Raw genomic sequence first — 14,279 nt, forward strand, 5'->3', positions numbered from 1 at the left:
CGACGCGAGCGCCGGCGGCTGCCGTCACTCCGATCTCGCGCCCGGCGGCCCGCCCCGCGGCCTCGACGGCCGTGGCCGCAGCACCCGCCGCGCCGGCGAGTCGGTTCGCCTCGATGGGTATCGTCGGTGAGACCGAACCCGGCATGACCGACCTCGACGCCGTGCTGCGCCGCCGCCGCGCCGTCGGTTGACCCGACCAGTCGGCGTCGCTGCGTCACGGGTGAGCGCCGGAACGTGATAATCTGCATAAGCAGTCGGGGGCTATGGCGCAGTTGGTAGCGCGTCTCGTTCGCAATGAGAAGGTCAGGAGTTCGAATCTCCTTAGCTCCACCACACTGCATGAATGAATAACAGAGTGAACAACAGAAAGCCCCGGCCTTGGCCGGGGCTTTTCTGTTGTGCTCGCAGTGCAGGGGGAGGGCTACCAGGCGGTGGATGCCTCGTCCTGGTGCTGGGGCACGTCGAGCGTCTCGTAGAAGTCGCGTTCCCGATACTCGAGCTCGGGGGCCGCCGTGCGCAGCGCGTGCTGCACGAAGTGGTCGGACCGTCCGTGTTCGGCGAAGGCGGCGGCATCCGTGTAGACCTCGAAAATGCGCACGACGCTGGGTTCGTCCGGGTCGATGTAGGGCTGGTAGACGAGATTGCCGGGTTCGGCGCGGCTCGCGATGGCGAGCTGGCGCACCGCATCGCGGACGAGGTTTTCGCTTCCGGCCTTGGCGGTCCAAACGGCGTGGCAAACAACAGACATGGGGGCCTTTCGAAAAAAACTAACTGACTTGGTACTTGACCAGCATAATCGTTGCGCGCTCCCCGTTTGGGGGGTTGCGGTGGTGTGCCTCGAGATTGCGTCGGCGTAGGCTTTAATGCGGTCACGACGCTCGGCCCACGAAGCCGAACGCCGTGCGAACCACATTCATCTCAGAATGGACAATAAAGTATGACAAGCATGCAAGCAGCAGTTGTGCGCGAATTTGGCGCCGACCTCTCTCTTGAATCCGTTGCAATTCCCCAGCCCGGCCCCGGCCAGGCACTGGTCAAGCTCATCACGAGCGGTGTCTGCCACACCGATCTGCACGCCATCGAGGGCGACTGGCCGGTCAAGCCGACCCCGCCGTTCATCCCGGGCCACGAAGGCGTCGGCGACGTCGTCGCTGTCGGCGAGGGCGTCACCGAGATCGCCGTTGGCGACCGCGTGGGCAACGCCTGGCTGTGGAGTGCCTGCGGTACCTGCCAGTACTGCCGCACCGGCTGGGAGACCCTGTGTGAGTCGCAGATCAACGGCGGCTACAGCGTTGACGGTTCATTCGGCGAGTACATGATCGTCGACGCGAAGTTCGCCGTCGCGATCCCCGCCGACGCCGACCCGGTCGACATCGCACCCATTCTGTGCGCCGGCGTCACCGTCTACAAGGGCCTGAAGATGACCGAGGCCATCGCCGGCCAGTGGGTCGTCATCAGCGGTATCGGCGGACTCGGCCACATCGCCGTGCAGTACGCCAAGGCCATGGGCTTCCGCGTCGTCGCGGTCGACGTCGCCGACGACAAGCTCGCCCTCGCGACCAAGCACGGCGCCGAGATCGTCATCAACGCCCTCAACGAGAACCCGGTGGAGTCCATCCAGCGTCAGACCGGCGGCGCCCACGGCGTGCTGGTGACCGCGGTGCACCCGGCCGCTTTCGGCCAGGCCATCGGCATGACTCGCCGCGGCGGCACCATCGTCTTCAACGGCCTGCCGGCCGGCGACTTTCCCGCTCCGATCTTCGACATCGTGCTCAAGGGCCTCACCATTCGGGGCTCGATCGTGGGAACCCGCCAGGACATGGAAGAAGCACTGAGCTTCTACAACCGCGGGGAGATCCACCCGACGGTGTCCAGCCGCCGCCTCGACGAGGTCAACACCGTGCTCGACGAAATGCGTCACGGCAAGATCGACGGCCGCGTCGTCATCAAGTACTGACGCTCGGTTCTGCGTGATCCGCGCCCGCTTGCGCGGGTGGCACACGAAAACCCCCGTATCGCCTCACGAATTTGTGTGGCGATACGGGGGTTTTTCGTTGGGTGGGAGTTACGCCTTGCGTGCCTTGGAGGCGGTCTCTTCGGACTTGGCCTTCTTGTCGGCCCTTTTCTCCTTCAAGGACTTGTCCGCAACCTTCTTGGACGTCTCTTTTTTCGGTGACTTACCAGCCATAATGTACTCCTTCGCGCCTGAGCCGGGTCGGCTTCGTGCTCTTGACCCTACGCGGATTTTGCCCGCCGTGTCATCCGGTGTGGTTGCGCGAGTGCGGCCCTGTGCACATCAACCGAGCCGACGTATGCTGTGCCTGCAGATGTCGCCCATCACCGGGATGGGGCTGAGCGAAAGGTCGGGAACCATGAACCGTGCCGCTACCTACAAGGCTGTTCTTTTCGGCCCCAACCCGATCGCGTCGGGAGTGGAAGTCGAGCTGGAATACGTCGACGGCGAGATGCAGCAGATCATCGTGCTCGAGTCGGTTGCCGACGGCGAGACCACGATCCGCACCTACAAGCGGGGGCACCATACCGAAGAGCCCGTGCCGTACCGTTTCGTAGACGAGGAATCGGAGTCTGAGACCGCGGAGGGCGAAGTGCCGAACTAGATCCGGTCGATGCGTTTGCTGGTGCCACGGCCCATGCGCACCGGCAGTGCCATCAGGGGTCCGACGAAGCGTCGCTGCAGGCGCCGCGCCGGGCCCCAGATGTACTGCACGACATACTGCGAGAGCAGCGCCCCGGCGGCGAGGGACATCGCCACGGCGGCGGCCGTGAGCATACTGAGCAGCCCGTTGATATCACCCTCGGAGAATTGCATCAGGCCGCGAAACAGGGTGAGGCCCGGCACGAGTGGCACGAGAGCCGTCACCATGATCACCAGGGGCGGTGTGCGCACGATGCGCGCGGCCACGGCGGCGGCGAGGCCGACCCCCATGGCGCTCGAGGCCGAGGACCAGACCAGACCGAAGCCGGCGTTGGTGCCCGCGATGTAGAGAAATTCGGCGAGGGCGCCCAGCAGGCAGACCACCCACAGTGCTCGCCACGGCACCTGGACGGCAAGAGCGAAACCGATGACGATGACGACGGATGCCGCGAGCAGAATCGGCAGCTCGGCGAGCGTCACGAAGGGGTTGGCGTCGATCTGCAGCTGCAGGCCGACCTTGCCGAGCAGCAGCGCCGACCCGGAGACACCGGTGACGAGACCGCCGGTGATCAGCAGGGCCTCCACCATGCGCGCGGTGCCGGTGAGGTAGAAGCCGGAGAGCGTGTCATGCACCGCGCCGAAGGTGGTCACCCCGGCGAGCAGCATGATGATGGTCGCGACCACGACAAGCGAGGAATTCGCGGCCGGTTCGACGATCTGCACGACAGCCGCGACGAGGGGGCCGATCGCCCCGCCGACCACGGTTTGGTAGAACAGCGGCACCTGACGGTGGTCGAGGGCCGACGTGATCAGGTCGATCAGGTAGGTCGCGACGAAGGCCGCGAGCGCGACGACCGGTCCGCCGCCGATGAGTACCGCAGCGCCGGCGCCGACCAGGCTCCAGCCGATGCGGCGCAGCCAGACCGGCACCTGCGGTTTGGAGCTGACGATCACCGCGAGGCGTTTGCGCGCCTCGACGATATCCATCGGCTCCTCGATGAGGTCGGCGATGAGCTCGGAGGTTGCAGTGAGCTTTGAGTAGTCCAGTGAGCGGTACTTCACGTTGCGGCTGCGCGAGATGGACTCGTGCGAGACCGGGTCTTCGTGGGTCAGCTGAATGATCGTGTGCGTGATGTTCGCGTCGGTGCCCTTGAGGCCGTAGGCGCGGGTGATGGCCATCATCGCGGCGGTGGCATCTTCGGCGCCCGCACCGGCGGTGAAGATCACCTCGGCCAGTCGCATGGTGAGGTCCATCACCGCGCGGGTGTACGCGGCGTAGTCGAGGGAGATTGCTTCGGTGCGGTAGCCGTTACTCATGGTGCTGACTCATCGTTAGGTGGTGGGCGGGATGGCGGGTGGTGCAGGGGGCGTCGTGCTGGGGCCGAGCCACGCCGTGGCCACGGTGGAATGGGCGGAATCGGCGTCGGAGGGGTGGAACAGTCCCGCGAGCACGTCACGGTACAGCCGCCCGATCTCGCTGCCGGCCGCGTAGGCGGAGCCGCCGGTGACCCGAACAGCTTGGTCGACAACGGTCTTGGCCGTCTCGGTCGCCCGAAATTTGAGGCCAGACAGCAGCGCATACCACTGTATGTCACGATCTGAACGCACATCGACTCGTTCGTCAATGTCGTTCGCGAGAGCGTCGATTTGCGGGTAGAGGCCGTCCATGGCGATCGCGGCGTCGGCGACGCGCCAGCGCACGATGGGATCCTGAGCATGGCTGCGGGCGTCGTTCTTGCGGGAGGTGCGCCGAGTGGCGGCGTCGACGGCGAGCTCGACCGCGCGCTGCCCGATGCCGGCGTAGACCGACGCCAGCAGAATCTCGAAGTTGGCGAAGATCGCGAAGATCAACGGGTCGTTCTGCGGTCCGACGGCAAACCGACGTACGACACGGTCGGCGGCGGCATGGGCGCCCTCGAGCACCGTGCTCTGGCTCTGGCTGGCGCGCATTCCGAGTGTGTCCCAGTCATCCTTCTGACGGATGCCCGGGGCAGTGCGATCGAGAAAAGCCCAGATCAGGCGCGGGTCGTCGGGTGCGGTGTTGTCGCGGCCGAACGTGCCGAGTCGGGTCCAGGCCGGTGAGAGTGAGGTGAAGACCTTGGTACCCGTGAACCGGTAGCCGCCGGTGGACTCGGGGCGGGCATCCGTCGTGGAATCGAAGAGCACGAGGTCGTTGCCGGGCTCACTGACGCCGAAGGCGAAGATCTCGCCCTGACCGGCCTCGCGCAGCACGAAGTCGAGGGAGTCGTCACCACGGTCGTGCAGCACCTTGGCGACGCCGGTCCAGACCAGGTGCATGTTGATGGCGAGGGCCGTCGCTGGGGCGTGGGCGGCGAGGCGGGTCTGCAACCGGGCAGTCTGGGCGAGGGTGAGTCCGAGGCCGCCGAATTCGGCGGGTACGAGGGCGCGCAGGTAGCCGGCCGCGACGAGCTCGGTGAGGTCGTCGGTGAAGAACGCGTTGGCCTGGTCGTAGCCTGCGGCGCGCAAGCGAATCCGCTCGAGCAGCTCGGCATCGAGGGCGAAATCGCTGTGGGCGGGGGGCGCAAATTCGGTCACACCTCTAAGCCTAAGCAGCCTTGCGCTTTCTCGTGGACACCCACACGATGAGAAAGACGATCCCCGCGACGAGGCCGATCGAGACGACCCACGGCAGGGCAACGCCGAGGCCAACCAGCAGGCCACCGAGGGTCGCGACGAGGGCGTTCCAGCCGGTGATCAGGCCGGTGAAAAAGTTGTCGGGGCTGCTCGGGGCGACGGTGCCCTCGGAGTACAGTTCGAGGCTGAGGGTCGAGAAATCGATCTGGTCCGAGAGGTAGTTGCGCTGGGACTGCAGGCTCTCCAGCTCGACCTGACGGGTCGACAGGGCACTCTCGATCGCGATGAGGTCGGTGGTGCTGCTGGCCTCGGTCATCAGGGCCAGCAGCCGGTCGACGGACGTCTGCAGCGACGTGATGCGGGCGTCGAGGTCCTGGCTCTGCTGGGTGACATCGGCGGCGCTGAGCGAGACGAAGTTGACCGTGCCGAGCTCTTTCAGGTCGGCGAGGGTGCGGTCGAGGGCATCGGCCGGAATGCGCAGGGTCAGTGAGGCGCTCGCCGGCTGGTTGTCGGTCGTGGGAGTCTCGTTGCGGCTGTCGATGCGGCCGCCGGCCTGTTCGGTGAGGGTCGCGGCGGTCTGGGCCGCTTCAATGGGGTCGGTCACCGTGATGGAGACGGATCCGGTCGTGATCACGTCACGGTCGCTGGCCTGCACGTCGGTCGTGACGCCCTCGATCGCTCCGCCGGCCGCGGAGTCGGCCGCGCCCTGTTCGGCCCCGCCCATGTCTCGTTCGGGCGCGACCAGACCGCTTTGGCCGGTCGAACCGCTCGTGCCGGAACTGTCAGAGGAGGCCCCTGAGGTGCAGCCGGCCAGCAGCAGGGCTCCGAGTACAACGGCGGTGCCGACTGCGAGCAGGCGCCGGGAGCGGCGTCGAATTGCTGACTTCTGCTTCATGGTGAGTCGCCCGCCCCTGGTCAATTGCTGATCGCGCAGTTCCTATAGTCACTTCCTATAGTCACTGTAGGGTTCCACCGCCGAGCGGGTCTGGAGACTTTCTGGGAGTCGGATCACAATTGAGTCTCGTGACAGACCCCCCACGTAGGGTCTTTTCTGTCAGATCATTCAGTTCAGAAAACCGCTTATTGATCAAGGAGAAACCTATGGGATTCGCAGACGATGCCAAAGACGCGCTCGATGCCACCGGCAAGAAGATCGGCCGCGCCGTTGACGATGCCACAGACCGCATCGAAGACAAGGTCGACGACGTCAAGGCCGACGCCAACGTCAAGAAGGCCGAGGCCGACGTGAAGCACGCCGAGGCCGAGCGCGACGCTACTCACGCTAAGAATGACTTCAAGCAGAAGCTGCGCGACGATACTTGATACATGACGTGGTGGGCGGAGCAGACAGCACGACGCGGTCGGCTTCGCCCACCGCTGTTGCACATCGCCACGGATGTCGGCAGCGGCCCGGTCGTCATCCTGGTGCACGGCATCGCCTCGTCGTCGATCACGTTCGTCGAACTGGTGCCGTTGCTGCAGAAGAACCACCGCGTGATTGCCGTGTACATCCTGGGATTCGGCGAATCACCAGCTCCCGAGGGGTGTGAGTACCGGCTGGAGGACCACGTCGAGGCCCTGGCCGCGACCATCCGTTCGCTGCGACTGCGCGAGCCGTTCATTCTCGTCGGGCATTCGCTCGGCAGCCTGATCAGCACCCGTTATGCGGCCATCCACCGGGAACGACCGTTTCGGCCGTCGCCGGTATCGCGCGTGGTGCTTGTGGGGCCGCCCGTCTATCTCGCGCCGAGCGAAATCGGCGACGTGCGGGTGCGCGCCAGGGTCGCCGCCTACCTGCGGGCCTACGACTTTCTGCGCTCCAACAAGGACTTCACCCTGGCCAACGCGGCGTTCATGAGTCGGCTGCTGCCCAAGGGCATCTTTGAGATCACCGAGAAGACCTGGACCCCCTTCATCAAGTCGATGGAGCACTGCATCGAATCCCAGACCGTGGTGAGCGACATCGCGAGCCTCGAGGTGCCGGTCGACGTGATCTACGGTGCCCTCGACGCGTTCATCGCGGTCGGCAGCATGACCGTCATCGAGCGGATGCGCCACGTCACCATGCACCGCGTCGAGGCGAACGATCACCTTATCCGTAAGCGCCTGGCGCGGGTGCTCGCCCGGGTAATCGACACCCCGACCCCGCGCCCGGCCGCCCCCTCCCTCTGAGCTGCGCAGGTCGCGGCACTCGTTGCGCGAGCCGGCACGTGGTGCACGAAAGTGCCGGGTTGCCGAAGGAGTGCCGTGACGGGCGAGGTCATCGTCACGGGCGAGCTTGCGCCGCTGCTCGCCTGACCCCGCACGTGGCCGACCCTAAGCTGGGCCCATGCACCTGCGCACCCTCGGACCGTCCGGACGGCGAGGCCTCGGCCCCGCATTCACCAACCTGTTCACGGCGAGCCTGGCCAGCAACCTCGGCGACGGCATCGCCCGCACCGCCGTGCCGCTGCTGGCGGCCCGGCTCACCGACGACCCGCTGCTGATCAGCGGCATCGCTGCCATGGCCATGCTGCCGTGGCTGCTGTGCGCCATTCCGGCCGGCATCCTCATCGACAGGATCGACCGGCGCATTGCCCTCGCGCTGGCCAACACGGTGCGGATGCTGCTGGCGGTCGCCCTGTGCGTGCTGACCGCCACCGGCGGACTCACGATCGGCTGGCTCTACCTGGTGATCTTTGTCTACGGTGCCTTCGAGACGGTCTATGACGGCGCCACCCGCGCCGTGGTGCCCAGCATCGTCGGTCGGATCGACCTGCCGAGGGCCAACTCCCGCATCGAGGCCGGCGAGCTCGTGGTGCAGAACTTCGTGGCCGGGCCGCTCACGTCCATCCTGTTCGCCGTGTCGGTGCTGATCCCGCTCGGCGTGAACGCGCTGGTCTTTGTGATCGCGGCCGGGCTGGCGCTGCTGTTGCCGCGGATCGCGTCCGGTCGCCAACACGCGGTGGAAGCCGACGAGGAGGTCGTGCCCTGGTACCGCCAGTTCGTCGACGGGTACCGTTTCATCGTCAAGAGCCGCATGCTCGTCACCCTGTGGTGCGTGAGCACGGCCGGTGGGCTCGCGTTTTCCTTCGCCTCGGCGAGCTTCGTGCTCTTCGTGCTCGGACCGCTCCGAGTGCCCGAGGCCTGGTTCGGCGTGTTCATGCTCAGCGGGGCGGTCGGGGGCATTGTCGCATCCGTCTATACCGCGCCACTGAAGAACCGCCTCAATGCCGGCCCGGCCATGGCCCTCATGTTCCTGCTGAGCGGCGCAACGCTCATGGTGGTGGGCATCTGGCCCAACGTCTGGGTCACCGCGGTCTTTTTCGCCCTGTCGAGCGGCGCCATCACGGTCTGGAACATCCTGGTCATGTCGCTGCGGCAGAGCATCATTCCCGGGCATCTGCTCGGCCGGGTGCACGGCACGTGGCGCACGCTGCTGTGGGGCGCGATGCCGGTTGGCAGCCTGCTGGGCGGTCTCGTCGGCCGCATCGACCTGGCGCTGCCCTTCATTGTCGGAGGCGCCCTCGCCACCGTGATCGCCCTGGTCTTCTACCGGTTCATCAGCACCCTCCCCAACGCCGAGGACGTGCCCGACCCGCTCGGCCCGCTCGCCCTCGTTCGGCTATAGCCGCCGCTGGCGAGTCCGTGCTTACACTGGAGCCATGCTTACACGCACATTGGGACGCACCGGCCGCACCGTTTCCGTGATCGGCCTCGGCACCTGGCAGCTCGGCGCCGACTGGGGCGAGGTCACCGAGCGGGATGCAACCGCGGTGCTCGCGGCATCCGTCGACGCCGGCGTCACCTTTTTCGACACAGCGGATGTCTACGGTGACGGTCGCAGCGAACAGATCATCGGCGCGTTCCTCGCGCACGATGCTCCGGGCGAGACGATCACCGTGGCCACGAAAATGGGTCGGCGGGTGGAACAGCTGCCCGAAAACTACGTTCTGGACAACTTTCGGGACTGGACCGATCGCTCCCGCCGCAATCTTCAGACCGACACGCTCGACCTGGTGCAGCTGCACTGTCCGCCGTCCACGGTCGTCGAGTCCGGCGAGGTGTTCGACGCCCTCGAGACCCTCGTCGACGAGGGTGCGATCGCCAACTACGGTGTGAGCGTTGAGACCTGCGAGCAGGCGCTCGCCGCCATCCGGCGGCCCGGAGTGGCGACGGTGCAGATCATTCTGAATGCGTTCCGGCTGAAGCCGCTCGACGAGGTCGTGCCGGCGGCGCGTGCCGCCGGCGTGGGCATCATCGCCAGGGTGCCGCTCGCGAGTGGGCTGTTGACCGGCAAATACACCTCTGCGACCACGTTCGCGGCGACCGATCACCGCAACTTCAACATCGACGGCAGCCACTTCGACGTCGGTGAAACGTTCTCGGGCGTGAAATTCGGCGCGGGCCTCGCGGCCGCGGAGCAATTCGCCGCGCTCGTGCCTGCCGGAATGACCTCCGCCCAGGCGGCGCTGGCCTGGGTCGCCCAGATCGACGGTGTCAGCGCCGTCATTCCCGGGGCGCGGTCAATTGCGCAGGCCCAGGGCAATGCCACGGCCGGAATCGCCGAGCCGCTCAGCGTCGCCTTCAACGAGGGCGTGCAGGACATCTACGATCGTCTGCTGCGGGCCGACATCCACCCCCGCTGGTAGCCCAGCCCCGCGCCCCGGCACGGGGCGAGGTGGTTAATCGAGGTCGTCGGGGTCTTTGCCGGTGCGCTCGCCGGAGTTGAGGCCCGCGATCGCGGCGTGGTCGGCCGGGTCGAGAGCGAAGTCGAACACGGTGAGGTTGGCGCGGATGCGGGCCGGCGTCACCGACTTCGGAATCACGATATTGCCGAGCTCCACGTGCCAGCGCAGCACCACCTGCGCGGCCGACTTGCCGTACTTCGCGCCGATGGCGTCGAGCGTCGGATTGCCGATTGCACGCCCCCTGGCCAGCGGTGACCACGCTTGGGTGCGGATGCCGTGGGCAGCGTTGTACGCGCGGGTCTCGACCTGCGGCAGCCACGGGTGCAGCTCGATCTGGTTGACCGCGGGCACGACGCTCGTTTCGGCGAGCAAGCGCTCGAGGTGGTGCGGGTGAAAGTTGCTGACGCCGATCGAGCGGGCGCGGCCATCCGCTTTCAGCGTTTCGAGGGCACGGTAGGTGTCGGTGAACCGGTTCTGCCGGGGCGCCGGCCAGTGGATCAGGTAGAGGTCGACGTAGTCGAGGCCGAGCTTGGCGAGGCTCTCGTCGAAGGCCCGCAGGGTCTCGTCGTAGCCGTGCCGGTCGTTCCAGACCTTGGTGGTCACGAAGATGTCGGCGCGGGGCACGCTCGAGCGAGCCACGCCCTCGCCCACACCGCGCTCGTTCTCGTAGAGCGCGGCGGTGTCAACGTGGCGGTAGCCGGCTTCCAGGGCGACCTGTACGCTGTCGGCCGCGAGGGCATCCGCTATCTTGTACACCCCGAGGCCCAACTGGGGGATGGAGTGTCCGTCATTCAGGGGCAGGCGCGGCGAGAGTTCCATGCCCCCATGCTACGAGACGACGCCGATGGGTTCCGTGTCGGGGATCGGGCTCACGTCGCGGCCGCGCAGGTCCGGCGCGTGGCGGCGAGCGAGCGCGGCGATGATGCAGCCGAGGGCGGCGAAGCCGGCGGCGACGAAGATCGCCGAGACGGCCCCCGAGTGGTCGATCGAGAATCCGGCGACGGCAGACCCCATGGCCGCGCCCATCAGCTGGCCGGTGCCGACCCAGCCGTAGGCTTCGGCCGTGTCAGAGAACTTCACACTTGCCGAGACGATGCCGAAGAGCACGGCGAAGGCCGGGGCGATGCCGATTCCGGCGAGCAACAGCGCGAAGGCAAGCCACCAGAAGGTGAGCCAGAAGGTCGCCAGAACCAGGCCGGCGGCGACGATGAGCATGCGGGCCGCGAGCGCCCACGGCCCGATCGGTGCGTGGCCGAGAGCGAGCCCGCCGATCAGGGAGCCGATCGCGAAGATGCCGAGCACCCAGCCGGAGTCGGCGCTGCCGTGCCCGAAGACGGCAACGACCCCCGCTTCGACGGCGGCGCAGGCGGCGACGAGCATGAAGCCGACCACGGTCGAGAGCAGCACGGCGGGTTTCTTCAGCACGACGCCGAGCTTGCGGCGGCTGCGGGGGATGCGCACCCGCCCGACCTCGGGCAGCAGCAGAAACCAGACGCTGCCACCGACCAGAAAGGCAGCGGCGAGCAGGATGCCGGCCACCGTGCTGACCTGGATGGCGACGAAGGTGGCGATGACCGGGCCGAGCACCCAGATGATCTCCTGCGCCGAGGCGTCGAGGGCGAACAGCGGCGACAGCTGGCGGGAGTTGACGACCTTGGGGTAAATGGTGCGCACGGCCGGCTGGATCGGCGGCATCGACAGCCCGGCGAGAAAACCGACGAGCATCAGGCCGACGACCGGCATCGGGACGACGGCCATGACAATGATCGAGGCCGCGCAGACGATCATGGTGACGAGGATCACCGGGCGCATGCCGAGGCGGCCCATCAGCCGGCTGGTGAGCGGTCCGGCGATCGCCTGGCCGATGCTCATCGCGGCGAGAACGAGGCCGGCGGCGCCGTAGGAATCGAAGAGGCGCTCGATGTGAATCAGGAACGCGAGCGAGAGCATACCGAACGGGAATCGCGCGGTGAGCTGGGCGGCGATGAGTCGCGCAACGCCCGGGGTCTTCAACAGGGCGGCGTAGCTACTCACAAGGGCTAAGTCTAAGTGTGTGCCCGGCTCCGTGCGCGTCCGGTCAACTCAGGATCGGAGTGCAATACTTAGGTAATGCTAACCTCACTCCCCAAGGGCGCGTCTTCGGGCGCACCGGAAGTGACCCCGCTCGCACCGAGGCCCACGGTGGCGGCCCCCGGCGGCGATCCGTCGCATCCGTCGTCCGCGACCCGACGCCCACGCCGCCGGCTCATTCTCGGACTCCTCGTCGCGGCCGTGCTGCTGCTGCTCGCGGTCGCCGCGTCCTTCATCGTGGGAACCCGCGACATCGCCCTCGGTACCGTGCTCGATGCCGTCTTCGCCCCCGACCGCAGCGTGACCGACCACACCGTGGTGCTCGATCTGCGCGTGCCGCGCACCGTCGTCGGTCTGCTCGCCGGCCTCGCTCTCGGGCTCGCGGGCGCCCTCATGCAGGGCGTCACCCGCAACCCGCTCGCCGACCCCGGCCTGCTGGGCGTGAACGCCGGCGCCTCACTCTTCGTCGTCGCCGGCATCGCCTGGTTCGGTGTCACGAGCGCCCTGGGCTACGTCTGGTTCGCGTTCATCGGCGCCGCCGTCGCCACCACGGTCGTCTACCTGATCGGGTCCCTCGGCCGCGAGGGCGCCACCCCCGTCAAGCTCGCCCTCGCCGGAACCGCCCTGACGGCCGCCCTCACCTCGCTGATCACGATCGTGCTGCTCACCGACGGCGAGGCCTTCGACCGGTACCGGTTCTGGGCGGCCGGGTCGCTCGTGGCCCGCGGACTCGATTCGACCCTGCCGCTCGTGCCCTTCATCGTGGCCGGCACCCTGCTGGCCGTGGCCGCCGCCCGCATGCTCAACGCCCTGGCCCTCGGCGACGACCTGGCCCGTGGCCTCGGCCAGAACCTCGTCACCGCCCGCATCGTCTGCGCCGTCGCGGTCGTGCTGCTGTGCGGCTCGGCGACCGCGATGGCCGGCCCGATCGTCTTCGTCGGCCTCGCCGTGCCGCACCTGGCACGCTGGTTCACCGGCCCCGACTACCGCTGGATCCTCGCCTACTCCGCCCTGCTGGGCCCGGCGCTGCTGATCTTCGCCGACGTGCTGGGCCGTATCCTCGCCCGCCCGGGCGAAATCGAGGCCGGCCTCGTCGTCGCCTTCCTGGGCGCCCCGGTACTCATCGCGCTCGTGCGCCGCGTGAAGCTGGTCGGCCTGTGATGCCCACAAGTTTGCGAGCGGATGCCGCCCCGCTGGCTACCGTGCTCACCACCGCGCGGGCCCGCAACCGCAGGCGCGAGCGCCTCAGCATCCTCTGGCTCAGCATCGGCGTCGTGCTCGTCTCGGCCCTCTCCCTGGCGGTCGGCGCCTACTCGCTCGGTGTTCCCGACCTGCTGCGCACGCTTTTCGGCGGCGGATCCCCGAGCGAGAACTTCATCGTGCTGACCCTGCGACTGCCGCGCCTGACCCTCGCCGTGCTCGTGGGCGTGGCCTTCGCCCTCTCGGGCGCGCTGTTTCAGACCGTGCTGCGCAACCCGCTCGCGAGCCCCGACATCATCGGCGTCACCGGGGGAGCGAGCGCCGCCGCCGTGTTCGGCATGCTCGTACTCGGCTTCGGCAGCCTCGGAACCTCCCTCGCTGCGTTCGCCGGCGCCCTGATCGTGGCGGCGGCCATCTACCTGCTCGCCTGGCGCGGCGGGGTCGTCGGGTACCGCTTTGTGCTGATCGGTGTCGGCGTCGCGTTCATGGTGCAGGGGCTGCTGAGCTACCTGCTGAGCCGTGCCGAGCTGCGTAACGCCCAGGAGGCGCTGCTCTGGCTCGTCGGCAGCGTCAGCGGTGCCCGCTGGGACGACATCGCGGTCGTCGCTCTGCTGCTCGTGGTGCTGTTGCCGGTCGTCGCACTGCTCTCGGGGCGTCTGCGCGCCCTGCAGCTCGGTGATGAGACCGCCACGAGCCTGGGAGTGAACGCCGAGCGTTCCCGCCTCGCCGTGCTGGCCGTAGCCGTTGGGCTCGCGGCCGTCGCGACCGCGGCCGTCGGGCCGCTCGCCTTCGTGGCCTTCGTCGCTGCCCCCATCGCTCGCCGTCTCGTGGGCACCGGCGGGCTGGCCCTGATTCCGGCCGCGCTGGTCGGCGTGCTGATCACGATTGTCGCCGACTTCGCCGCCCAGCACCTGCTGCCGGGCGACCTGCAGCTGCCCGCCGGAATCATCACCGGAGCGATCGGTGCGCCCTACCTGCTGTGGCTGCTCGCCACCTCCAACAAATCCGGAAAGGGAGCCTGATGTCCCGGCCCACCCCCGCGCCCGCCGCCGCGCCCGCCGCCGCGCCCGCCGCTCTGCCGCCCGCCG

15 protein-coding genes, 1 tRNA gene and 1 pseudogene are annotated in these 14,279 nt (G+C 67.8%); 10 read left to right on the forward strand and 7 right to left on the reverse strand.

Features of this window, described 5'->3' with window-relative positions; genetic code table 11:
* Positions 1-191, forward strand: a pseudogene (locus E3T55_RS20010) (hypothetical protein); the annotation flags it as partial.
* A gap of 66 nt (positions 192-257) precedes the next feature.
* Positions 258-333 (forward strand) — tRNA-Ala (locus E3T55_RS20015).
* Positions 334-421: 88 nt separating this feature from the next.
* Here E3T55_RS20015 and E3T55_RS20020 read toward each other — a convergent pair.
* A complete protein-coding gene (locus E3T55_RS20020) occupies positions 422-748 on the reverse strand; it encodes a putative quinol monooxygenase (RefSeq protein WP_134521389.1) in 327 nt (108 codons plus the stop codon).
* 198 nt (positions 749-946) lie between these two features.
* Between E3T55_RS20020 and adhP the strand changes: the two genes are divergently transcribed.
* Positions 947-1,957 (forward strand): alcohol dehydrogenase AdhP, encoded by a 1,011-nt coding sequence (gene adhP, locus E3T55_RS20025; protein WP_134521392.1) that lies wholly within the window; start codon positions 947-949, stop codon positions 1,955-1,957.
* A gap of 108 nt (positions 1,958-2,065) precedes the next feature.
* Here adhP and E3T55_RS20995 read toward each other — a convergent pair whose 3' ends face one another.
* Positions 2,066-2,188 (reverse strand): hypothetical protein, encoded by a 123-nt coding sequence (locus tag E3T55_RS20995; protein WP_255455420.1) that lies wholly within the window; start codon positions 2,186-2,188, stop codon positions 2,066-2,068.
* A 139-nt stretch (positions 2,189-2,327) separates the two neighbouring features.
* Between E3T55_RS20995 and E3T55_RS20030 the strand changes: the two genes are divergently transcribed.
* On the forward strand, positions 2,328-2,618 hold the full coding sequence (locus E3T55_RS20030; protein ID WP_134521395.1) for a hypothetical protein: 291 nt from the start codon (positions 2,328-2,330) through the stop codon (positions 2,616-2,618).
* On the opposite strand, the gene E3T55_RS20035 is transcribed toward E3T55_RS20030, so the two are convergent.
* From E3T55_RS20035 to E3T55_RS20045, 3 genes are read right to left on the reverse strand one after another with little or no spacing between them, the layout of a single operon-like run.
* Positions 2,615-3,973, reverse strand: a complete 1,359-nt coding sequence (locus E3T55_RS20035) for a threonine/serine exporter family protein (RefSeq protein ID WP_134521398.1) — start codon at positions 3,971-3,973, stop codon at positions 2,615-2,617. The genes E3T55_RS20030 and E3T55_RS20035 overlap by 4 nt on opposite strands.
* A gap of 15 nt (positions 3,974-3,988) precedes the next feature.
* Positions 3,989-5,212 (reverse strand): acyl-CoA dehydrogenase family protein, encoded by a 1,224-nt coding sequence (locus E3T55_RS20040; protein ID WP_134521401.1) that lies wholly within the window; start codon positions 5,210-5,212, stop codon positions 3,989-3,991.
* Positions 5,213-5,222: 10 nt separating this feature from the next.
* Entirely contained in the window at positions 5,223-6,146 is a 924-nt protein-coding gene (locus E3T55_RS20045) for a DUF4349 domain-containing protein (RefSeq protein WP_134521404.1), read from the reverse strand.
* 206 nt (positions 6,147-6,352) lie between these two features.
* On the opposite strand from E3T55_RS20045, the gene E3T55_RS20050 reads away from it, so the two are divergent.
* The 4 genes from E3T55_RS20050 (at position 6,353) to E3T55_RS20065 (ending at position 9,882) form a co-directional block, all read left to right on the forward strand.
* Positions 6,353-6,574, forward strand: coding sequence for a hypothetical protein (locus tag E3T55_RS20050; RefSeq protein ID WP_134521407.1), 222 nt, complete (start codon positions 6,353-6,355; stop codon positions 6,572-6,574).
* A gap of 3 nt (positions 6,575-6,577) precedes the next feature.
* A complete protein-coding gene (locus E3T55_RS20055) occupies positions 6,578-7,423 on the forward strand; it encodes an alpha/beta fold hydrolase (RefSeq protein WP_134521410.1) in 846 nt (281 codons plus the stop codon).
* Between the two features lie 157 nt (positions 7,424-7,580).
* Positions 7,581-8,861: an MFS transporter gene (locus E3T55_RS20060; RefSeq protein ID WP_134521413.1), complete on the forward strand. Its 1,281-nt coding sequence runs from the start codon at positions 7,581-7,583 to the stop codon at positions 8,859-8,861.
* Positions 8,862-8,895: 34 nt separating this feature from the next.
* Positions 8,896-9,882, forward strand: a complete 987-nt coding sequence (locus E3T55_RS20065; protein ID WP_134521415.1) for an aldo/keto reductase — start codon at positions 8,896-8,898, stop codon at positions 9,880-9,882.
* Between the two features lie 33 nt (positions 9,883-9,915).
* Here the strand turns inward: E3T55_RS20065 and E3T55_RS20070 are convergent, their stop codons facing one another.
* On the reverse strand, positions 9,916-10,740 hold the full coding sequence (locus tag E3T55_RS20070) for an aldo/keto reductase (protein WP_134521418.1): 825 nt from the start codon (positions 10,738-10,740) through the stop codon (positions 9,916-9,918).
* A gap of 9 nt (positions 10,741-10,749) precedes the next feature.
* On the reverse strand, positions 10,750-11,955 hold the full coding sequence (locus E3T55_RS20075; protein WP_134521421.1) for an MFS transporter: 1,206 nt from the start codon (positions 11,953-11,955) through the stop codon (positions 10,750-10,752).
* Between the two features lie 75 nt (positions 11,956-12,030).
* Between E3T55_RS20075 and E3T55_RS20080 the strand changes: the two genes are divergently transcribed.
* Both E3T55_RS20080 and E3T55_RS20085 read left to right on the forward strand, forming a co-directional pair.
* Positions 12,031-13,152: a FecCD family ABC transporter permease gene (locus tag E3T55_RS20080; RefSeq protein ID WP_134521424.1), complete on the forward strand. Its 1,122-nt coding sequence runs from the start codon at positions 12,031-12,033 to the stop codon at positions 13,150-13,152.
* Positions 13,152-14,213: a FecCD family ABC transporter permease gene (locus E3T55_RS20085; protein WP_134521426.1), complete on the forward strand. Its 1,062-nt coding sequence runs from the start codon at positions 13,152-13,154 to the stop codon at positions 14,211-14,213. Before E3T55_RS20080 ends, E3T55_RS20085 begins: the two co-directional genes overlap by 1 nt.
* Positions 14,214-14,279: the final 66 nt, after the last annotated feature.

Origin of the sequence: Cryobacterium frigoriphilum, from assembly GCF_004403305.1 — a bacterium.
Lineage (GTDB): Bacteria > Actinomycetota > Actinomycetes > Actinomycetales > Microbacteriaceae > Cryobacterium > Cryobacterium frigoriphilum.